Consider the following 20,630-nt stretch of genomic DNA (forward strand, 5'->3'; position numbering starts at 1 on the left):
GACGAGGAGGCGCCCCCTGCGCCCGAGGGCCCCGGCGACCTGGTCGCCGGGGCCCTCGTTCGTCGCGGTGCGGGTCAGTCGTGCTGGGCGTCGACCCGTCGCGCCGTGCTCTCGTCGAGGGGCCGGGCGACCGGGATCTTGCTCCCGAGGACCTGGGCGACGACGTCGCGGGCGATGTGCTGGGGGGTGAGTCCCGCCTCCTCGAGGATCTCGGCACGCGATCCGTGCGCGAGGAACTCGTCGGGCAGGCCCAGCTCGGTGAGGGCGGTGTCGACGCCGGCCTCGCGCAGGTCCTGGCGGACGCGCGTGCCGATGCCGCCGACCCGGACGCCGTCCTCGATGGTCACCACGAGACGGTGCTCGGCGGCGAGCTCGACGATCGAACGCGGCACGGGCACGACCCATCGGGGGTCGACGACGGTGGCGCCGATGCCCTGGGCCGCGAGGCGCTCGGCGACGTCGAGGCCGACGGTCGCCATCGGCCCGACGCAGACGAGCAGCACGTCGCGACGCTCGTCGCTGGCGAGCACGTCGACGCCGTCGGCGAGGCGCTGCTCGGCCTCGTGCTCAGTGCCGACGCTCCCCTTCGAGAACCGGACCACGGTGGGCGCGTCGGTGACGGCCACGGCCTCCCGGAGCTCCTCGCGCAGGCGCGACGCGTCGCGCGGGGCGGCGAGTCGGATGTGCGGGACGATCTGGAGCAGCGCGAGATCCCACATGCCGTGGTGGCTCGGACCGTCGGGGCCCGTGACCCCGGCGCGGTCGAGGACGAACGTCACGCCCGCCTGGTGCAGGCCGACGTCCATCAGCACCTGGTCGAAGGCGCGGTTGACGAACGTGGCGTACAGGGCGACGACCGGGTGGAGGCCGCCGAAGGCGAGGCCGGCCGCGCTCGTGACCGCGTGCTGCTCGGCGATGCCGACGTCGAGCACGCGCGAGGGGAACCGCTCGGCGAGCTTGTGCAGCCCGACGGGGCGCAGCATGGCGGCCGTGATGCCCACGACGGTCTCGTCGGACTCCGCGATCGACACGATCTCGTCGGCGAAGACGCTCGTCCACGAGGGGGCGTTCGTGGTCTCGAGCGGCTCGCCGGTCTCGGGGTCGATCTGTCCGACGGCGTGGAACTGGTCGGCCACGTCGGCTCGGGCCGGGTCGTAGCCGCGGCCCTTCTCGGTGATGGCGTGGACGATGACGGGCGCGCCGTAGCTCCTCGCCTGCGTGAGCGCCTCCTCCATCGCTTTCTGGTCGTGCCCGTCGACGGGGCCGAGGTACTTGATGTCGAGGTTGGAGTACAGGGCCTCGTTGTTCGTGAAGCGGCTGAGGAACCCGTGCAGGCCCCCGCGAACGCCCCTGTAGACCGCCCGCCCCGGGTGTCCGAGGTGGTCGAAGACGGCCTTCGAGCCGCGGTGCATGTCGCGGTAGGTGCTGCGGGTGCGCACGGTGTTGAGGAACCGCGCCATGCCGCCGATGGTCGGCGCGTACGACCGGCCGTTGTCGTTGACGACGATGATGAGGCGACGGCCGTTGTCGTCGCTGATGTTGTTCAGGGCCTCCCACGTCATGCCGCCGGTGAGGGCGCCGTCGCCCACGACCGCGACGACGTGCCGGTCGGACTGGCCCGTGAGCTGGAAGGCGCGCGAGATGCCGTCCGCCCACGACAGGCTGCTCGACGCGTGCGAGCTCTCGACGATGTCGTGCTCGGACTCCGACCGCTGGGGGTAGCCGGCCAGGCCGCCGCGAAGGCGGAGGGCGCTGAAGTCCTGGCGCCCGGTGACGAGCTTGTGCACGTACGACTGGTGCCCGGTGTCGAACACGAAGGCGTCGCGGGGCGAGTCGAACACCCGGTGCATGGCCAGCGTCAGCTCGACGACGCCGAGGTTCGGCCCCAGGTGGCCGCCGGTCTTCGAGACCTCGGTGACGAGGAAGCGGCGGACCTCGGCGGCCAGGGCCACCATCTGCTGGTCGGTGAGGTGATCGAGGTCGCGGGGACCCTGGATCGTCTCGAGGATGCTCATCGGGATTTCCTTCCTGGCAGCCCGGAGGCGGCGTGCCTCAGTTTAGGCGTGCTCCGGGGAGAACGCCGGGAGGCCCCCGGCGCCGTGCGGACACGGTTCCGGGGGCCTCCCACGCAGGCTCAGACCAGGCTGCGCAGCACGTACTGCAGGATGCCGCCGTTGCGGTAGTAGTCCGCCTCGCCGGGGGTGTCGATGCGCACGACGGCGTCGAACTCGATCGTCGTCGCCCCGGCGGCCGAGTGCTCCGTCGGCTCGGCGGTGACCCGGACCGTCTTGGGCGTGGTGCCCTCGTTCAGCTGCTCGAGGCCGTGGATGCTGATCGACTCGGTGCCGTCGAGGCCCAGCGACTCCCAGGTCTCGCCCGCCGGGAACTGCAGCGGGACGACGCCCATGCCGATGAGGTTCGAGCGGTGGATCCGCTCGAAGCTCTCGGTGATGACCGCCTTGACGCCGAGCAGGCTCGTGCCCTTGGCCGCCCAGTCGCGCGACGACCCGGAGCCGTATTCCTTGCCGCCGAGGATGACGAGGGGCGTGCCCTGCTCCTGGTAGCGCGCGCTGGCGTCGTAGATGAACGACTGGGGAGCGTCGGCCTGGGTGAAGTCGCGCGTGTAGCCGCCCTCGACGCCGTCCAGCAGCTGGTTGCGCAGGCGGATGTTGGCGAAGGTGCCGCGGATCATGACCTCGTGGTTGCCCCGACGCGAGCCGTAGGAGTTGAAGTCCTTGCGGTCGACGCCGTGCTCGGCGAGGTAGTGGCCCGCGGGGCTGTCGACCTTGATCGAGCCGGCGGGGCTGATGTGGTCGGTCGTGACCGAGTCGCCCAGCTTCGCGAGCACGCGGGCGCCGACGATGTCCGTCACCGGCGTCGTCTCGAGGGTCATCCCCTCGAAGTACGGGGGCTTCCGCACGTAGGTCGACTCGGCGTCCCACTCGAAGGTGGCGCCCGTCGGCGTGGGCAGCGACCGCCAGCGCTCGTCGCCGTCGAAGACGCCGGCGTACTCGTGGGTGAACATGCCCGTGTCGATGGACGAGTCGATGGTCGACTGCACCTCGGCGGCGTCGGGCCAGATGTCGCGCAGGTAGACGTCCGACCCGTCGCTCGACGTGCCCAGGGCGTCGTTCTCGAAGTCGAAGTTCATCGAGCCGGCGAGGGCGTAGGCGATGACCAGCGGCGGGCTCGCCAGGTAGTTCATCTTGACGTCGGGGTTGATGCGGCCCTCGAAGTTGCGGTTGCCCGACAGGACGGCCGTGACGGCCAGGTCGGACTCCTGGACCGCCGACGAGATCTCGTCGAGCAGCGGCCCGGAGTTGCCGATGCAGGTGGTGCAGCCGTAGCCGACCGTGTAGAAGCCCAGGTCTTCGAGGTAGGTGGTGAGGCCGGCCTTCTCGTAGTAGTCGGTGACGACCTTCGACCCGGGGGCGAGCGTGGTCTTGACCCACGGCTTTGCCTTGAGGCCCTTCTGGCTGGCGTTGCGGGCCAGCAGCCCGGCGGCGAGCATGACGGACGGGTTCGACGTGTTCGTGCACGACGTGATCGCCGCGATGGCGACCGCGCCGTGGTCGAGCGTGAAGGACGAGCCGTCGTCGAGCGCCACGCGGGTGGGGTTCGAGACCTTGGCCGGCGCGTGCGACGTGTGCGAGTGCTCGTGGTCGAGCCCGTCGCCGTCGTCCTCGGCCGTGAAGCCGACCGGGTCGGAGGCGGGGAACGTGCCCTCGACCGCGACGTCGACCACCGAGTGGTCGGTCGTGGCGTAGTTCTCGAGGTCGACCTCGAACTGGGTCTTGGCCTGCGTCAGCTCGATGCGGTCCTGCGGGCGCTTCGGCCCGGCGATCGAGGGGACGACCGTCGCGAGGTCGAGCTCGAGGTACTCGCTGTAGACGGGCTCGACCGCGGGGTCGTGCCAGAGGCCCTGGAGCTTGGAGTAGGCCTCGACGAGCGCGATCTGCTCGTCGGAGCGGCCCGTGAGGCGCAGGTAGTCGAGGGTGACGTCGTCGATCGGGAAGATCGCCGCGGTCGAGCCGAACTCGGGGCTCATGTTGCCGATGGTGGCGCGGTTCGCGAGCGGGACCTCAGCCACGCCCTCGCCGTAGAACTCGACGAACTTGCCGACGACGCCGTGGGCGCGCAGCTGCTGCGTGATGGTGAGCACGACGTCGGTGGCCGTGACGCCGGTGGGGATGGAGCCGCGCAGCTTGAAGCCGACGACCTTGGGGATGAGCATCGACACGGGCTGGCCCAGCATCGCGGCCTCGGCCTCGATGCCGCCGACGCCCCAGCCGAGCACGCCGAGGCCGTTGACCATCGTCGTGTGCGAGTCGGTGCCCACGAGCGTGTCGGGGTAGGCCTGGAGGGCCCCGCCGACCTCTCGCGTGTAGGTCACGCGGGCCAGGTACTCGATGTTGACCTGGTGCACGATGCCTGTTCCCGGCGGGACGACCTTGAAGTCCTCGAAGGCCGTCTGGCCCCAGCGCAGGAACTGGTACCGCTCGCCGTTGCGCTCGTACTCGATCTCGACGTTGCGCTCGAGGGCGTTCGCGCTGCCGAAGAGGTCGGCGATGACCGAGTGGTCGATGACCAGCTCGGCCGGCGCGAGGGGGTTGATGCGCGTCGGGTCGCCGCCGAGCTCGGCCACGGCCTCGCGCATGGTGGCGAGGTCGACGATGCACGGGACCCCGGTGAAGTCCTGCATCACGACGCGCGCGGGCGTGAACTGGATCTCGGTGTCGGGCTCGGCGGTGGGGCGCCAGGACCCGAGCGCGGTGATCTGGTCGCTCGTGACGTTCGCGCCGTCCTCGGTGCGGAGCAGGTTCTCGAGCAGGACCTTGAGGCTGAACGGAAGGCTCTGGGAGCCGTCCACCGCGCCGATGCGGTAGACCTCGTAGTCGGTCCCGCCGACCGTGAGGACGTCCTTCGAGCCGAAGCTGTTGATTGCAGACACGTGCCGTCTCCCTTGCTGGACTACGCCCTCATCATGACCGGACGACGCAGGGCCGCACCAGCGAGGCCAGCCTAAGTCGTCGACCGCTCACGGGCGGAGGCAGTCGATCTCTCTTGATGTCGAGACAAACCTACCACCGGCGGAGGCGAGCTAGCTGACGGCGCCCTGCGCGTCGGGTGCGTCGCCCGACGCCGACCGAGCCCGGTAGACCGTGCGGACGAGCAGCCACGTGACCCAGAGGACGCCCGCGTAGAGGGGCACGCCCATGACGAGCTTGAGGGCGGCGAGGGCCGCCACCTGGCCGCTCAGCAGGAGGGGGACCTGCACCGCGAGCCGCGCCGCGAAGAGGCCGGCCCAGAGCCAGGTCACGAGCACGAGCACACGACGCTTGGCGCGGTCCTGCCGCCACGCGCCTCCTTCGTTGGTGAGGAGCCCGACGACGACGCCGACGAGGGGCCAGCGCACCGCGATGCTGACCACCATCGCGAGGAGCGAGACGGCGTTGATGACGACGCCCGGCACGAAGTTGCCCTCGGCACGGCCGCTGAGCAGGGCGATGCCCGCCGAGAGCGCGATGCCGAGCACCCCGGCCAGCGCCTGGGCCACCGGGCCGCGCTGGACGGCGCGGGCGACCACGAAGAGGACGGCGAGGACGACGGGGATGAGCACCGACGGCAGCAGCTCGCCCGTGAGCGTGTAGACCACGACGAACCCGAGGCCGGGCACGATGGACTCGACGAGGCCGCGCACGCCGCCGATGGCCGACAGGAGCGCGGAGGCGGTGGGCACCTCCCCCGGTGCGACCTGGCCGATGCCGGCCTTCTGGGCCGCCGCGCGCAGCTGCGCCGCCAGCGACACGCGAGGGTCGTCGAGCGGCGACTCGTCCCCGGGCTCGGGTCGACGGTCGTGCGGCGGCCCCGCAGGCTCGTCGTGCTGCACGAGCGGGTCAGGCCTGGTCGGGCGCGGCGGCGGGCGACTCGACGGCGCTGGGCTTGGGCATGCTCAGCGGGATGAGCTCGCGGGGCGGCATCGGGGTCGTGCCGCGCACGACGACGATGCTGCGGAAGAGCTCCTCGATCTTCTCGGCCGCCTCGTCGTCGACCGTGGCGTCGCCCGCGATGACGCCGCGGAGGAACCAGCGCGGGCCGTCGACGCCGATGAAGCGCGCGAGGCGCGTGCTGCCCGGGTCGCCGCCCATCAGGGGGATCTCGGCGCGGACCTCGGGCCCGAAGGGACCGTCCACCTCGGTGGTGGTGCCGCCCTGCTTCTCGATCTGCTCGCTGATCTGCTCGCGGATCTCGTTCCACAGCCCGGTCGTGCGGGGCGCCGCGAAGGGCTGCACCTGCAGGGTCGACTTGGCGAAGTCCAGCCCGACGGCGACCACGCGCTTGCTGCCCTCCTCGACCTCGAGGCGGAGGTGGAGCCCGTCCCGGGGGACGATCTTGACCCCGCCGAGGTCGACGTAGGGACGCACCGGGTTGGCCTCGGTCTCGTCGAGCGGACCCTCGTCGGCCCGGTCGGCGGGCGCCGACTTGGAGTCGTCGAACACCTCGACCTGGGCGTCGTCCAGGGCCTCGATGTCGACCTCGACGTCGGCCAGGTCGGCGGTCTCGACCTCGATCTCGGCCAGCTGCCGCGCCTCGCGCTTCGACTTCCTCATGATGCGGTGCCTCCGGTGGTGTGTGCGTAGCCGGTCGAGCCGAACCCCCCGGTGCCGCGGCTGCTCTCGGGCAGCTCGTCGATGGGCACGAAGCGCGCCCGGACGACGGGCACGACGACGAGCTGGGCGATCTTGTCGCCCACCTCGATCCGGTGGTCCGACTCGAGGTCGGTGTTCAGGAGCGTGACCTTGATCTCGCCGCGGTAGCCGGCGTCGACCGTGCCGGGGCTGTTGACGACGGTGATGCCGTGCCGGGCGGCGAGTCCGCTGCGCGGGACGACGAACGCCGCGTGCCCGTCGGGCAGGGCGATCGACACGCCGGTGCCCACGAGGGCGCGGTGCCCGGCCCGGAGGACGAGGGCCTCGGACGAGAGCAGGTCGGCGCCGGCGTCGCCCGGGTGCGCGTAGCGCGGGGCGAGGTCGTCCGGGGACGAGGAGGCGCCGGCTCGGTCGGCCGTGAAGAGGACGTCGAGGGTCGGGGTCACGTGTCGAGGGTAGTGCAGAAGTCTGGTCGAATGGACCCATGAACCCGTACCGCGAGCGGCTCACGCCGCCGGCCACCGTCTTCGTCGCGACCGCCCTGGTCGTCCCGGCGACCCTGCTGGTCTTCCTGCCCATCGACCAGCTCGTCGGCGTGGTCGTGGCCGTGCTCTTCTACGCGGCCGCCGTCCTCGCCCTGGTCTTCACGTCGCCGGTGCTGACGATCGACGACCAGGGCTTCACGGCCGGCCGGGCACGGCTGCACCCGCACGAGATCGGCGAGGTCCGGGCGTTCCGCGGGGCGGACGCCACACAGCAGAGAGGGCCCGGGCTCGACGCGCGAGCCTGGACCCTCTTCCGTGGCTGGGTGAAGCCGGTGGTGAGGATCGCCCTCACCGACGAGACGGATCCCGCACCCTATTGGTTGGTGTCGACGAGGCGACCCGACGAGGTCGTCCGTCTGTTGGAGGCGCTCAGGCAGCGCACTCCCGGCAGATAGCGCCGAGCTTCGTCTCGTGGTCGAGCTGCGAGCGGTGCTTGACGAGGAAGCACTCGACGCAGGTGAACTCGTCGACCTGCGGGGGCAGGACGACGACGTCGAGGTCGAGGTCGGAGAGGTCCTGACCGGCGAGCTCGAACGAGCCCGGGTTGTCCGCGTCGTCGTCGATGACGCCGGTGGTCTTGTCGGGGACCCGCTCCTTGAGGCCCTCGATCGACTCCGAGCCGTCGTCGTCGTTCTTGCGAGGTGCGTCGTAGTCGGTGGCCATGCCCATCCAGTTCTTCAATAGTTCGTGTACCAAATTCGGCGGGCACAGTTTGCATCACTCGTTGTCGAATAGCAAACCCGTCGAAGGGGCCTGTCGGCCGCCTCTGAGGAACTCGCGGCACGCCCGTTCCATTCCCGGGAACAGGCCTCTGACGTGGGACCCTTCTGGGCAGGACACGACGGCGGAAAGGCGTGCGACATGCAGGATCTGAGGGTCATCGGGGTCGAGGGCGGAGCGCTCCTCGTGGCCGCCGACGGCGGCGCGCAGTACCGGCTTCCGGTCACCCCGTCGCTGCGGTCGCAGCTCCGCGCCGCGGCGCCCGAGTCCGCCCCCGTCGAGCGCAAGGCGCCGCCCCGTGAGATCCAGTCGCTCATCCGCTCCGGCCTCTCGCCCGAGCAGGTCGCCGAGCGCACCGGGGCCGACCTCGCCTACGTCCGCCGGTTCGAGGGCCCCGTCCTCGCCGAGCGTGCGCACGCCCTGCGCAACGCCCTCGCCGTGGCCGTCACCGTCGCCTCCGACGTCCAGCCCGACGGCGACTCGTCGTCCTTCGGCGGGGTCATCGAGTCCCGTCTCGACACCGCGGCCGCGACCGACCGCCGCTGGACGAGCTACAAGGACGCCGAGCACGGCTGGCTCGTCTCCGTCTCCTACGTCACGCAGGACGTCGAGCGCGACGCCACCTGGCGCTTCGACCCGAAGGCGCTGTCGCTCGCCCCGCACGGCGGCGACGCCCTCGTGCTCTCCCAGCACTCCGAGGACGTCGGCCCCCTCGTGCCGCGGCTCCGTGCCGTGGGGCACCGGCCGGACGACTCCACGCCGGGCCGCTTCGACAGCGGCGCGTTCCTCGTCGACTCGTCGCCCGACGACGACGACGACCCGTGGGCCCGGCACGACCAGCGCGTCGAGGCTCCCGCCGACGCCCCTCGCCAGGACGTCCGCTCCCCCGCCTCCCTCGCCGCCACGAACCGCGACCCCGACTCGGCCGCCGTCGACCCGCACGCACAGACCGCCGACCTGCTCGAGGCGCTGCGGCGACGTCGAGGCGAGCGCGAGGCCGCCCGCTTCTCGGACGACACCTCCCGTGAGCAGCACCCGACCAGCTCCATCCGGGTGATCGACGTGCCGCTCGACGACTTCGGCCTGCCCGAGGGCGAGACGGCGTCCCCGCCCGCCGCGCCGGACCGACCCGCAGGAGGCGACCAGCGCCTCCGTCCGGCCGGCCCGGGTCGCGGCGGTCGACGCCCGATGCCGGGGCCCGACGGCGTCGTGCCCGGCCAGGCCGGCGCCAAGAAGCCGCGGGGCCGTGCGTCCATGCCGAGCTGGGACGAGATCGTCTTCGGCGCCCGGTCGGACGACGACCCGGCCTGACCGCCGCTCAGCCCGCGAAGGCGCCGAACCGCCGCAGGGGCACCTGCGTCTCGTCGCTCGACCACGAGCCGTGCTGGCCGACCATCGAGCCCGCCTGGCCCCCCGTCGACCGGCCGTCGTACCAGACGATCCCCTTGCGGGCGGCCACGACGACGTCGCCGATGCGCGGGGCCACGACGGGGTCGACCGGGCCGAACCAGCCTGCCTCGACCGCCTCCTGACGGGTGAGCACCCAGGCACGTCCGCTCTCGGCCGAGCGCCACGCGTCGAGCACCGCCCCCCGCACGGCCTCGGACGCGTCCGGCTCGAAGTGCAGCTGCAGGCACCTCGGCTCGCCCGCGACGTGCCGCACGCCGTCGACCAGCTCGGCACGGTGGCCGAAGACGACGCGGCCGCGCTCGCCCACGTCGAGGACGCCGTGGTCGGCCGTGACGACGAGCCCTTCGTCGCGACCCAGCGACGCAGCCAGCCTGCCCACCTCGCCGTCGACCTCCTCGAGGGCGTTCGTCCACTCGTCGCTCTGCCAGCCGAGGCGGTGGGCGATCATGTCGAGCTCGGGCACGTACAGGTAGACGAGGGAGCGGCCGGGAGCCGCCACGATCTCACGTGCCCGGCGGAACCGGTCGGCCACGGACTCGGCGGCCTCGTAGCTCGCGCCGCGGAGGATCGCCTCGGTGAGGCCCGACCGGGCGTAGCGGGCCGGACCGACGGCGACGCTGCGGACGTCGAGCGCGGCGGCCGCGGTGAACACCGTCTCGCTGCGCTGCCAGGTGTCGGGGCGCATGCCGTCGTCCCAGCCGGAGAGCTGCTTGACCACCCGGTCCCGGGCGGCGTCGAGCACCGAGTAGCCGACGAGCCCGTGCTCGCCGGGCAGGCGCCCCGTCGTGAAGGTGGTCAGGGCAGCAGCCGTGGTGGTCGGGAAGCCCGAGAACAGGGTGCCGGCGGCACCGGCCAGGTGGCGGGCGTGGCCGCGGCGCGCCCCGAGCACCGACGACCCGAGGCCGTCGACGAGGAGGACGATCGCCGACCTCGCCGGCGGGAGGGGCAGGGCTCCGACCGTGCCGGTCAGTGCGGCGAGCACGGACGGGAGCACGTCGGCCAGGCTCGCGGCGCCGGGGGGACGCGCCGGTACGATGGTCGTCATCGCCACCATCCTGGCACAGGGGCTCCCGAGGGACCCTGCCCCCGGCCGCTGACGCCCCCTCCCGAGAACCCCCGCCCGCCCAGGTGCCCTCCGCACCTCCTGCCCCCGAGAAGCGCATGACGACGACCGAGAACACGACCGGCTCCGACCACTCCGGAGAGCGCATCGAGGACATCGACGTCTCGCTCGAGATGCAGGGGTCGTTCCTCGAGTACGCCTACTCGGTCATCTACTCCCGGGCCCTCCCCGACGCCCGGGACGGCCTCAAGCCGGTGCAGCGGCGCATCCTCTACCAGATGTCCGAGATGGGCCTGCGGCCCGACCGCGGCCACGTCAAGAGCGCCCGCGTCGTCGGCGAGGTGATGGGCAAGCTGCACCCCCACGGCGACACGGCCATCTACGACGCCATGGTGCGCCAGGCCCAGGCGTTCACGATGCGGGTGCCCCTCATCGACGGCCACGGCAACTTCGGCTCGCTCGACGACGGGCCCGCGGCGCCGCGGTACACCGAGGCGCGGCTGGCCGAGGCGTCCCTGGCGATGACCCGCAGCCTCGACGAGGACGTCGTCGACTTCGTGCCCAACTACGACAACCAGCTGATGCAGCCCGAGGTCCTCCCGGCGGCCTTCCCCAACCTGCTCGTCAACGGCGCCAGCGGCATCGCCGTCGGCATGGCGACGAACATGGCCCCCCACAACCTCGTCGAGGTCGTCGGCGCCGCCCGCCACCTCATCGACCACCCCGACGCGAGCCTCGACGACCTCATGGCGTTCGTGCCCGGCCCCGACCTGCCCACGGGCGGGACGATCTCGGGCCTGGCGGGCGTGCGCGACGCCTACGCCACCGGTCGCGGCTCCTTCCGCACCCGTGCGCGCGTCCAGGTCGAGAGCATCACCGCCCGCAAGTCCGGGCTCGTGGTCACGGAGCTGCCCTACCTCGTCGGCCCCGAGAAGGTCATCGAGAAGATCAAGGACGGCGTCCAGGCCAAGAAGCTGACGGGCATCACCGACGTCACCGACCTGACCGACCGCACGCACGGGCTCCGCCTCGTCATCGGCGTCAAGACCGGCTTCAGCCCCGAGGCCGTGCTCGAGCAGCTCTACCGCTACACGCCCCTCGAGGACGGCTTCAGCATCAACAACGTGGCCCTCGTCGAGGGCCAGCCCCGGACCCTCGGCCTCAAGGAGATGCTGCAGGTCTACGTGGGGCACCGCGTCGAGGTCGTGACCCGTCGCACCCGCCACCGCCTCGGCAAGAAGGAGGCGCGCCTCCACCTGGTCGAGGGCCTCCTGATCGCCATCCTCGACATCGACGAGGTCATCCAGGTGATCCGCTCGAGCGACGACACGGCCGCGGCCAGGGCCCGGCTGCGCGAGGTGTTCGACCTGAGCGAGATCCAGGCGGAGTACATCCTCGACCTCCAGCTGCGCCGGTTGACGAAGTTCAGCCGCGTCGAGCTCGAGACCGAGCGCGACGAGCTGCGCGCCGCCATCGCCGAGCTGCAGGCGCTGCTGGCCGACCCGGCCCGGCTGCGCGCCCTCGTGTCCAGCGAACTGGCGGACATCGCCGAGCAGTTCGGCACGCCCCGCCGCACCCTCCTCACGGAGGCCGCCCCGAGCATCGCGAAGCAGGGGCGGGGCAAGAACGCGCCCGTGCTCGAGATCGCGGACACGCCGACGCGCGTGTTCCTCTCGACGACGGGGCGCCTCCTGCGGGTCGACCACCAGGATCCCTCGGCGGCGACGCCGGCTCCCCCGTCGCGGCGCACGGCGCACGACGCGGTCCTGTCGTCCATCGACACGACCACCCGCGCCGAGATCGGCGCGGTCACGACCACCGGCAGGCTGCTGCGCTTCACCCCCGTCGACCTGCCCGCCGTGCCGCCGACGTCGGTGCAGCTCGGGGCAGGGGTCCCCGTGCGCGACTACCTCGGCCTGGCCGACCGGACGGAGCGGGTCCTCGCCCTCGTCTCGCTCACGGCCGACCGTCCCATCGCGCTCGGCACGGCGCGCGGCGTCGTCAAGCGGGTGGCCACGGGGCAGTACCCGGCCAAGCCCGAGTTCTCCGTCATCACCCTCAAGAAGGGCGACAGCGTGGTCGGTGCGGCGCAGGGGGCCGACGACGACGAGCTCGTGTTCGTCACGTCGAGCACCCAGCTCCTGCGCTTCCCTGCGTCGTCCGTGCGCCCTCAGGGCCCCGCCGGCGGCGGCGTCGCGGGCATCTCGGTCGCCGACGACGCCCGTGTCGTGTTCTTCGGTGCCGTGCCCGAGGGGCAGGAGGCGGTGGTCACCACCATCTCGGCGGTCGCCGGCGCGCTCGAGGGCACCGACCCGGGCCGTGCGAAGACCAGCGCGTTCTCGGAGTTCCCTGCCAAGGGCCGCGCCACCGGCGGCGTGCGGTCGCACGCGCTGCTCAAGGGCGAGTCGGAGCTCTCGCTCGCCTGGGTCGGACCGGCCCCGGCACGGGCGGTCGCCGCGGACGGCGGTGTGCGGTCGCTCCCCGAGGCGCTCGTGCGTCGCGACGCCTCCGGCACGCCGCTCGAGGCCGTCGTCGGGAGCGTGGGGGCCTCGCTGGCGCACGTGACCGACGCGGCGACGGGAGAGCCCGCCGGCGCGGAGCCCGACCCGGCCGAGACCGCCTGAGCCACGGGCGTCGCGGGCGCGACGGGCACGCGCCCGATCGCCTCCGACACCCGACCCCGGGCGCCCGACCTCGGGGCGCCCGGGCTCGAGCGGTCAGACGTCGATGCGGTCCCGGCTGAGACCCGCTCCGTCGATGATGAACTCCTTGCGGGGAGCGACCTCGTTGCCCATGAGCAGCTCGAAGACGCGGGCGGCCGCCTCGGCGTCGTCGACGCGCACCCGGCGCAGCATGCGACCCGAACGGTCCATGGTGGTCGAGGCGAGCTGCTCGGCGTCCATCTCGCCGAGGCCCTTGTAGCGCTGGATCGGGTCCTGGAACTTCTTGTTCGACCGCCGCAGCTTGGCCAGGAGCGTCTGCAGCTCTTTCTCGGAGTACGTGTAGATGGTCTCGTTGGGCTTGCTGCCGGGGTTGACGACGACCACCCGGTGGAGGGGCGGCACGGCCGCGAAGACCCGGCCCTCCTCGATCATCGGGCGCATGTAGCGGAAGAACAACGTGAGCAGCAGCGTGCGGATGTGCGCCCCGTCGACGTCGGCGTCGCTCATGATGATCACCTTGCCGTAGCGCGCCGCGTCGAGGTCGAACGATCGACCCGACCCTGCCCCGAGCACCTGGATGATGGAGGCGCACTCGACGTTCGACAGCATGTCGCTGACCGACGCCTTCTGGACGTTGAGGATCTTGCCCCGGATCGGCAGGAGCGCCTGGTACTCGCTGTTGCGTGCCAGCTTGGCCGTGCCCAGGGCCGAGTCGCCCTCGACGATGAAGAGCTCGCTGTTCGCGACGTCGTTCGAGCGGCAGTCGACCAGCTTCGCGGGCAGGGACGAGTTCTCGAGCGCGTTCTTGCGGCGCTGCGTCTCCTTGTGGGCGCGCGCGGCGATGCGCGACTTCATCTCGGACACGACCTTGTCGAGCACGAGGGCGGTCTGTGCCTTGTCCTCCCGGCGCGTCGACGCGAAGAGCTCGCCGAACCGGGAGGCGACGACGTTCGCCACGATCGCCCGGACCGCCGGGGTCCCGAGGATCTCCTTGGTCTGGCCCTCGAACTGCGGCTCGGGGAGGCGCACCGTCAGCACGGCGGTCAGCCCGGCGAGGACGTCGTCCTTCTCGATCTTGTCGGTGCCGACCTTCAGCCGACGCGCGGCCAGCTCGACCTGCTGTCGCATGAACTTGAGCAGCCCCGCCTCGAAGCCGGCCTGGTGCGAGCCTCCCTTCGGGGTCGCGATGATGTTGACGTAGCTGCGCATCACGGTCTCGTAGCCGCCGCCCCAGCGAAGGGCGATGTCGACCTCGCACTCCCGCTCGAGCTCGGTCGCGACCATGGCGCCGCCCTCGGTCAGCACCGGGACGGTCTCGGTGTACGTGCCCGTTCCCGTCATCCGCCACGTGTCGGTGACGGGGGCGTCGGGCGCCAGGAACTCGACGAACTCGCTGATGCCGCCGTCGAAGCGGTAGGTGCTCTCGAGCGGGAAGCCGCCGTCGGTCAGCGAGCCGGGTCGTTCGTCGCGGATGCGGAGCGTCAGGCCGGGGATCAGGAAGGCCGTCTGGCGGGCCCGACCCGACAGCTCGTCGGGCTGGAACGAGGCGCCGCGCGTGAAGATCTGCCGGTCGGCCCAGTAGCGGATGCGGGTGCCCGTCACGCCCCGCTTGACCTTGCCGACCTCGCGCAGGACGCTGCCGGAGACGAAGGGCGTGAACGGCGCGTCGGGGGTCGGCTCGCCGTCGTCGGCGAACGTGCCGGGCTCGCCCCTCCGGAACGACATCGCCCAGGTCTTGCCGCCGCGGTCGACCTCGACGTCGAGGCGCTCGGACAGGGCGTTGACGACGGAGGCGCCCACGCCGTGCAGACCGCCGGACGACGCGTACGAGCCGCCGCCGAACTTGCCGCCCGCGTGGAGCTTCGTGAAGACCACCTCGACGCCGGTCAGGCCCGTCTTGGGCTCGATGTCGACGGGGATTCCCCGGGCCGTGTCGCGCACCTCGACGCTGTCGTCGGCGTGCAGGACCACGTCGATGGCGTCGCCGTGGCCGCCCAGGGCCTCGTCGACGGAGTTGTCGATGATCTCCCAGAGGCAGTGCATGAGGCCCCGGGAGTCGGTCGAGCCGATGTACATGCCGGGCCGCTTGCGCACGGCCTCGAGCCCCTCGAGCACGGACAGGTGGCGGGCCGAGTAGTCCGACGTGGCGATGGTGTTCTCCTGACGCGATGCGATCACGACCGGCGGGAATCCCCGAGCCGGTCGTCTGGTTCGATTCTACGAGGGTCCACGGACAGTCCCCGTGAGGCGCTCTCCCCTCCTCGTCGCTACGCGATGAGCGAAATCCGCGCGAATGCAGCCCGATCCGCGGGAGCGCGTGTTTTGATGAGGGACACACATCCACTGCACCACCGTTTGGAGGAGCATCACATGACTCAGATGGCCACCGACCACACCGCCGTCGACGAGCTCGGCTCCCGTTACCAGCTCACCGCGGCCGACCGTTGCGACAGCTGCGGGGCCCAGGCCTACGTCCGCGTCACCATGGCGAGCGGCGAGCTCCTCTTCTGCGCCCACCACGGCGCGAAGGTCAAGGACAAGCTGCAGCCGACCGCCGTCGAGTGGCTCGACGAGAGCTCGCGACTGCACCAGGACTGACGCCGGCGCCGGGCCTCGCCGCCCGGACCGGCCGAGACGAAGGGCCCGCATCCGTCGAGGATGCGGGCCCTTCGTCGGGCGGCCGCGAGGTCACATCGCCTTGAAGGCGCGCTCCAGGTTCTCGCGGATGACCCGCTGGGACTGCGCGGCGTACTCGTCGAGCTTCGCGTGCGCGGCTCCCGGGTGGTACGAGATGCTGCGCCGCGTCAGCGCGGCGCGCAGCACCCGGTCGCTGAGGGCCGGGTTGAGCGGCAGGAGCGGCCCCTTGAGCTGGGTGCCGAAGGAGGCGCCCCGCAGGACGCCCTCGGCGCCCGCGGTGCCGTTGCCCCCGCCGTGCACCACGTGGCCGAACGCCTGCACGCCGTCGCCGAGCTCGAGGTGGGCGGCGTGGTCCTCGAAGCCGAAGAGGGTCAGCTCGTCGCCGCCGTAGGAGGTCGTCACCTGGAAGTAGTTGGTGCGGCGGGGAGCGCCGCGTCGGACGAGCGCGTCGAAGAACCCGATGCCCGGGACGGTCTCGCCCTCGTCGGTCACGACGCCCTTCGTCAGCAGCTCCATGCCGCCGCCGACGCCCACGACCGGCACGCCGGAGGCCGCGAAGCCCTCGAGGGCGGGCAGCAGCCGCTGTGCGTCGGCGCTGACCGCGCGCACGCCCGAGAGCGGCCCGTGGCCCAGCAGCACGACGTCGGCGACCGTGGGCACGTCGTCCCCGACGCGGTACTCGACGACCTCGGTCTCGAGGCCGGCGCGGCCGGCCCGGGCCACGAGCGTCGACACGTTGCCGCGGTCGCCGCTGACGCCGAGCTGCTCGGGGTAGAGGTGGACGAGACGGAGGGTGTCGGCGCTCACGCGGTCTTCTCCAGGTCGGGGTGCCCGAGGATGCGGCGGGCCAGCATCATCTGCTCGTAGTTGGTGACGAAGTGCTTCGTACGGTCGCCGGGCGACGGCAGCGCGCGCATGAGCTTGATGGCCTTCGCGATGTCCTCCTCGATGACGTGCACCGGGATGCCCTCGTGCTCGAGCCGCAGCGCGAGCTGCCAGGCCTTGGCGCCGGCGAGCACGTCGACGTGGTCGAGGTGCGAGAAGTCGATGTCGTAGATCCACGAGATGTCGGGCGTGCCCTCGTCGATCGCCAGCATGACCTGCTCGACGTCCTGCGGCAGCGCGTCGAGGTTGAGCTGGAGGCTCGCGGCGTTCTTGAACATGATGAACTCCGCCTCGTCCGTGCCGAGGGACATGCGCTCGCCCCGGCCGTAGGCGGGCTTCATGGTCTCGAACGCCTCGGCGACCGACGCCGGGTCGACGGGACGGCCCAGGACGACGGAGGCCGTCTGCAGGGCGGCGGCCGCGTCGACCGCGTAGTGCAGGCCGCGCGCGGGCAGGCGCACGTCGACCTCCTCGTCGCCGACACGGATGCGTGCGCGGTCGCCCGTCAGGGAGACGACCTCGGACTCGGCCCGGCGGGTGCCGTCCGCCTCGCGGGTGAAGTCGTTCGCGTTCTGCAGCCCGTTGGGCGCGGCCGCGACGACGTCGGGCGCCGCGCCGAAGCGCGTGACGACCTGGCCCGGTCGCGCCTCGTAGGGCGCCAGGTGCTGGTCGTCGCGGTTCGTGACGACCGCCGCGGTCGCGAGGGCGGCCGTGTCCGTCATCATCGTGCCGACGCGCTCAGTCTCGAAGAACCGGTAGAGCTGGTCGACCTGCACGTTGAGCATGAGCACGGTCGACGGGTGCAGCGACCGGGTCAGCTCGACCGCGAAGGCCTCGTCGACCTCGATCACGCCGATGTCGTGCTTCACACGACCGAAGGGCGTGACCTCGCGGAGGAAAGCCGAGGCGATGCCCTGGGGCAGGTTCGCCCCCGTCGGGTTGGTGAAGACGCGGAGCCCATGGGCCCGGAGCGTCTCGGTGAGCATCATCGTCGTCGTGGACTTGCCGTTCGAGCCGAGGACGAAGACGACCCCCTGGTCGAACTGCGACGACACGTGCGTGAGGAAGTCGGGCGCCAGGGCGAGGACGGTGCGGCCCGGGTAGGCCGACCCGCCGCCGCGGAGGCGTGCGACGGCGCGGACGAGACGGCCCGCGAGGACGGGCACGAGGTACTTCACGGGCCTACTCGAGGTAGTCGCGGAGCGACTGCGACCGGGACGGGTGACGGAGCTTGGCCATCGTCTTCGACTCGATCTGGCGGATGCGCTCGCGCGTGACGCCGAACGTGTCGCCGATCTGGTCGAGCGTCTTGGGCATGCCGTCGCCCAGGCCGAAGCGCATGCGGATCACGCCCGCCTCGCGCTCGGACAGGCTGTCGAGCAGGGACTCGAGCTGCTTCTGCAGCATGGTGAAGCCGACCGCGTCGGCCGGGACCACCGCCTCCGTGTCCTCGATGAGGTCGCCGAACTCGCTGTCGCCGTCCTCGCCGAGCGGGGTGTGCAGCGAGATGGGCTCGCGACCGTACTTCTGGACCTCGACGACCTTCTCGGGCGTCATGTCGAGCTCGCGCGACAGCTCTTCGGGGGTGGGCTCGCGCCCCAGGTCCTGCAGCATCTGCCGCTGGACGCGGGCGAGCTTGTTGATGACCTCGACCATGTGCACGGGGATGCGGATCGTGCGGGCCTGGTCGGCCATGGCCCGGGTGATGGCCTGACGGATCCACCAGGTGGCGTAGGTGGAGAACTTGAAGCCCTTGGTGTAGTCGAACTTCTCGACGGCACGGATGAGGCCGAGGTTGCCCTCCTGGATGAGGTCGAGGAACTGCATGCCCCGGCCCGTGTAGCGCTTGGCCAGGCTCACGACGAGACGGAGGTTGGCGCCGAGCAGGTGGCTCTTGGCGCGCTGGCCGTCACGAGCGACCCAGCGGAGCTCGCGCTCCAGCTCTTTGCTGAGGCCCGTGCTGTTCGAGAGCTTGTCCTCGGCGAACAGGCCGGCCTCGATGCGCATCGCGAGCTCGACCTCCTCGGCCGCGTTGAGGAGGGCGACCTTGCCGATCTGCTTCAGGTAGTCCTTGACGGGGTCGGCCGTGGCGCCGGTGATGGTCGTCGAGTAGACGGGCATCTCGTCGTCGTCGTCCTGCGAGATGACGAGCGCACCGGTCGGGAGGACCTCGGGGACCGCGCCGGCCTTGTCGCCCTCGCCGTCGGACTCGGTGTCCGCCGCGTCGGCCTCGACGGGCTCGACCTCGTCGTCGCCCTCGGGCTCGGCGGCCTTGGTCGCCTTCGCGGCGGCGGCCTTCTTGGCGGCGGGCGCCTTCGCCGTCGCCGTCTTGGTCGCGGCCGCCTTCTTGGCGGGGGCGCGCTTCGCGGGCGCCTTGGCGGGCGCCGCCTCGGTCGTCGTGGGCTCGGTCTCGAGCGCCGCGCCGTCGGTCACGGCCTCGTCGGCCGTGGTCGCCTTGCTGCGAGTAGCCATGCGGACACCTTCCAGTTCGTCTTCGTGCACCTGTGTCGTCATCGTGCACCTGTGCGCCGGGTGACGCCGCCGGGGAGGCGGCACCGTCCCGAGGGCAGTACGAGGACCCATGTCAAGTCCTCGCAGCTGAGCGCGCCGACGAGGGTCGAGCACCTGCACGGGACATGAACGGGTCCGACTCCGATTATTGCACGTCCCGCCGGGAGCTCGGACCACCGGGGTCGGAGCCGCGGTCAGGACCGCCGCGGACGTCGGCGCTGCCAGCGCCTGTTCAGTGCAACCCACAAGGGGGCCACCTGGATTCCCTCTTCGAGGTGCAGCCGCCGTCTCGTCCGTCGGCGTTCGAGCAGCAGCCCGACGACGCCTCCCCCGACGATCACGTACTGCACGAGGAACGCGATGCGGAACGACTCGAACGAGAAGAGGTCGCCGGCCTGGCCGGAGGCGACGCGCGCCGCGTCGAGGTGGTCGAGCACGACGCCGATGAGGAACATCATGACGAAGCTGGCGAGGAAGCCCCCGACGTTCACGATGCCGTTGGCGACGCCCAGGCTGCGCATCGGGTTGAAGGACCGGGCGAAGTCGAACCCGATCAGGCTGCCGGGCCCGCCGACGCCCAGGACCACGACGAGGACGTAGGCCATCCAGTGCGGCGGCTGGCCCGGCCACGCCAGCAGCACGGTCCACGTGACGCCGAGGGCGGTCACGATGCCGAGCACCAGGTTGGAGCGGCGCAGCGGGAAGCGCGCCGTGAGGAGGCCGAGGACGGGCCCGGCCACGACGCCCGAGGCGACGAGCAGGGTCAGCATGCCGGAGGCCTCCGTCGGCGAGAAGCCGAGGGCGCCGACGAGGAACGGCACGCCCCACAGCAGGCTGAAGACGGTGCCCGACGACTGCGTGACGAAGTGGGACCAGAAGCCCAGGCGGGTGCCGGGCCGCCGGACGCTCTCGCCGAGCTGCCTCCCCGCCTCGCGCCACGTGGTGCCCGGCGACCCGGCGGCCCGCCCCAGGGGCGAGTCGCGCACGACCAGGAGGACGAGGACCGCCGCGACCACGGACAGGCCCGCCGCGCCCAGGAACGCGGGACGCCAGCCGCTGCCGTGGAGCACGAGGGACAGGGGCACGGCCGAGAGCACCTGGCCGAGCTGGCCCACGTTGCCGGTCCACTGCGAGATCTGCGGCAGGACGGGACCGCGGAACCAGGCCGGCAGCAGGCGGATGACGCTGATGAAGGTCATCGCGTCCCCCGCGCCGACGAGGACGCGGCCCACGATGGCGACGCCGATGTGGGGAGGAGCGAGGGCGACCACGGTCTGGCCCACCACGAGCAGCAGGCCGCCCGTCGCGATCAGCGCGCGCGGGCCGACCCGGTCGAGCAGCACGCCGACGGGGATCTGGAGCCCGGCGTACACCACCAGCTGGACGACGGCCAGCGTCGAGAGCGTGGAGGCGGAGATCCCGAAGATCTGCTGGGCCTCGACCCCCGAGACGCCCAGGGACGACCGTTGCAGGACGGCCACCACGTAGGCCGTGACGGCGACGCCCCAGACGATCCAGGCGCGCGACGAGTTCACCCGACGACCCT

Annotated in this window: 16 protein-coding genes; 4 read left to right on the forward strand and 12 right to left on the reverse strand. The window is 71.9% G+C overall.

Annotated features, from left to right (window positions below):
- Nucleotides 1-74: 74 nt before the first annotated feature.
- The 5 genes from dxs to dut form a co-directional block, all read right to left on the reverse strand.
- Entirely contained in the window at nt 75-2,015 is a 1,941-nt protein-coding gene (gene dxs, locus FHR78_RS01325; protein WP_166758721.1) for a 1-deoxy-D-xylulose-5-phosphate synthase, read from the reverse strand.
- Nucleotides 2,016-2,134: 119 nt separating this feature from the next.
- Nucleotides 2,135-4,951, reverse strand: a complete 2,817-nt coding sequence (gene acnA / locus FHR78_RS01330) for an aconitate hydratase AcnA (protein ID WP_166758722.1) — start codon at nt 4,949-4,951, stop codon at nt 2,135-2,137.
- A gap of 150 nt (nt 4,952-5,101) precedes the next feature.
- Entirely contained in the window at nt 5,102-5,809 is a 708-nt protein-coding gene (locus tag FHR78_RS01335; RefSeq protein ID WP_347877998.1) for a DUF3159 domain-containing protein, read from the reverse strand.
- A gap of 88 nt (nt 5,810-5,897) precedes the next feature.
- The gene (locus FHR78_RS01340; protein WP_166758724.1) at nt 5,898-6,611 is read right to left on the reverse strand and encodes a DUF3710 domain-containing protein; all 714 of its coding nucleotides are present in this window, start codon (nt 6,609-6,611) and stop codon (nt 5,898-5,900) included.
- The gene (gene dut / locus FHR78_RS01345) at nt 6,608-7,096 is read right to left on the reverse strand and encodes a dUTP diphosphatase (protein ID WP_166758725.1); all 489 of its coding nucleotides are present in this window, start codon (nt 7,094-7,096) and stop codon (nt 6,608-6,610) included. The genes FHR78_RS01340 and dut overlap by 4 nt, the downstream gene beginning before the upstream one ends.
- Before the next feature lie 38 nt (nt 7,097-7,134).
- Here dut and FHR78_RS01350 point away from each other — a divergent pair, with 38 nt between their 5' ends.
- Nucleotides 7,135-7,590, forward strand: coding sequence for a DUF3093 domain-containing protein (locus FHR78_RS01350; protein ID WP_166758726.1), 456 nt, complete (start codon nt 7,135-7,137; stop codon nt 7,588-7,590).
- Here the strand turns inward: FHR78_RS01350 and FHR78_RS01355 are convergent.
- Nucleotides 7,565-7,858 (reverse strand): DUF4193 domain-containing protein, encoded by a 294-nt coding sequence (locus FHR78_RS01355; protein WP_166759648.1) that lies wholly within the window; start codon nt 7,856-7,858, stop codon nt 7,565-7,567. The genes FHR78_RS01350 and FHR78_RS01355 overlap by 26 nt on opposite strands.
- A gap of 198 nt (nt 7,859-8,056) precedes the next feature.
- On the opposite strand from FHR78_RS01355, the gene sepH reads away from it, so the two are divergent.
- Nucleotides 8,057-9,226, forward strand: a complete 1,170-nt coding sequence (gene sepH / locus FHR78_RS01360; protein ID WP_166758727.1) for a septation protein SepH — start codon at nt 8,057-8,059, stop codon at nt 9,224-9,226.
- 7 nt (nt 9,227-9,233) lie between these two features.
- On the opposite strand, the gene FHR78_RS01365 is transcribed toward sepH, so the two are convergent.
- On the reverse strand, nt 9,234-10,370 hold the full coding sequence (locus FHR78_RS01365) for an alkaline phosphatase family protein (protein WP_166758728.1): 1,137 nt from the start codon (nt 10,368-10,370) through the stop codon (nt 9,234-9,236).
- A 116-nt stretch (nt 10,371-10,486) separates the two neighbouring features.
- On the opposite strand from FHR78_RS01365, the gene FHR78_RS01370 reads away from it, so the two are divergent.
- The gene (locus FHR78_RS01370) at nt 10,487-13,012 is read left to right on the forward strand and encodes a DNA gyrase/topoisomerase IV subunit A (protein WP_166758729.1); all 2,526 of its coding nucleotides are present in this window, start codon (nt 10,487-10,489) and stop codon (nt 13,010-13,012) included.
- Nucleotides 13,013-13,105: 93 nt separating this feature from the next.
- Here FHR78_RS01370 and FHR78_RS01375 read toward each other — a convergent pair whose 3' ends face one another.
- Nucleotides 13,106-15,202, reverse strand: a complete 2,097-nt coding sequence (locus tag FHR78_RS01375) for a toprim domain-containing protein (protein WP_166759649.1) — start codon at nt 15,200-15,202, stop codon at nt 13,106-13,108.
- 219 nt (nt 15,203-15,421) lie between these two features.
- On the opposite strand from FHR78_RS01375, the gene FHR78_RS01380 reads away from it, so the two are divergent.
- On the forward strand, nt 15,422-15,649 hold the full coding sequence (locus FHR78_RS01380) for a DUF7455 domain-containing protein (protein ID WP_166758730.1): 228 nt from the start codon (nt 15,422-15,424) through the stop codon (nt 15,647-15,649).
- A gap of 90 nt (nt 15,650-15,739) precedes the next feature.
- On the opposite strand, the gene FHR78_RS01385 is transcribed toward FHR78_RS01380, so the two are convergent.
- The 4 genes from FHR78_RS01385 to FHR78_RS01400 form a co-directional block, all read right to left on the reverse strand.
- A complete protein-coding gene (locus tag FHR78_RS01385) occupies nt 15,740-16,495 on the reverse strand; it encodes a cobyric acid synthase (protein ID WP_166758731.1) in 756 nt (251 codons plus the stop codon).
- Entirely contained in the window at nt 16,492-17,751 is a 1,260-nt protein-coding gene (locus FHR78_RS01390; RefSeq protein ID WP_166758732.1) for a MurT ligase domain-containing protein, read from the reverse strand. Before FHR78_RS01390 ends, FHR78_RS01385 begins: the two co-directional genes overlap by 4 nt.
- Nucleotides 17,752-17,755: 4 nt before the next feature.
- Nucleotides 17,756-19,087 (reverse strand): RNA polymerase sigma factor, encoded by a 1,332-nt coding sequence (locus FHR78_RS01395; protein ID WP_166758733.1) that lies wholly within the window; start codon nt 19,085-19,087, stop codon nt 17,756-17,758.
- Nucleotides 19,088-19,278: 191 nt separating this feature from the next.
- Nucleotides 19,279-20,619 (reverse strand): MFS transporter, encoded by a 1,341-nt coding sequence (locus FHR78_RS01400; protein ID WP_166758734.1) that lies wholly within the window; start codon nt 20,617-20,619, stop codon nt 19,279-19,281.
- Nucleotides 20,620-20,630 lie beyond the last annotated feature (11 nt).

Source organism: Frigoribacterium faeni, from assembly GCF_011761235.1.
Taxonomy (GTDB): Bacteria; Actinomycetota; Actinomycetes; order Actinomycetales; family Microbacteriaceae; genus Frigoribacterium; species Frigoribacterium faeni_A.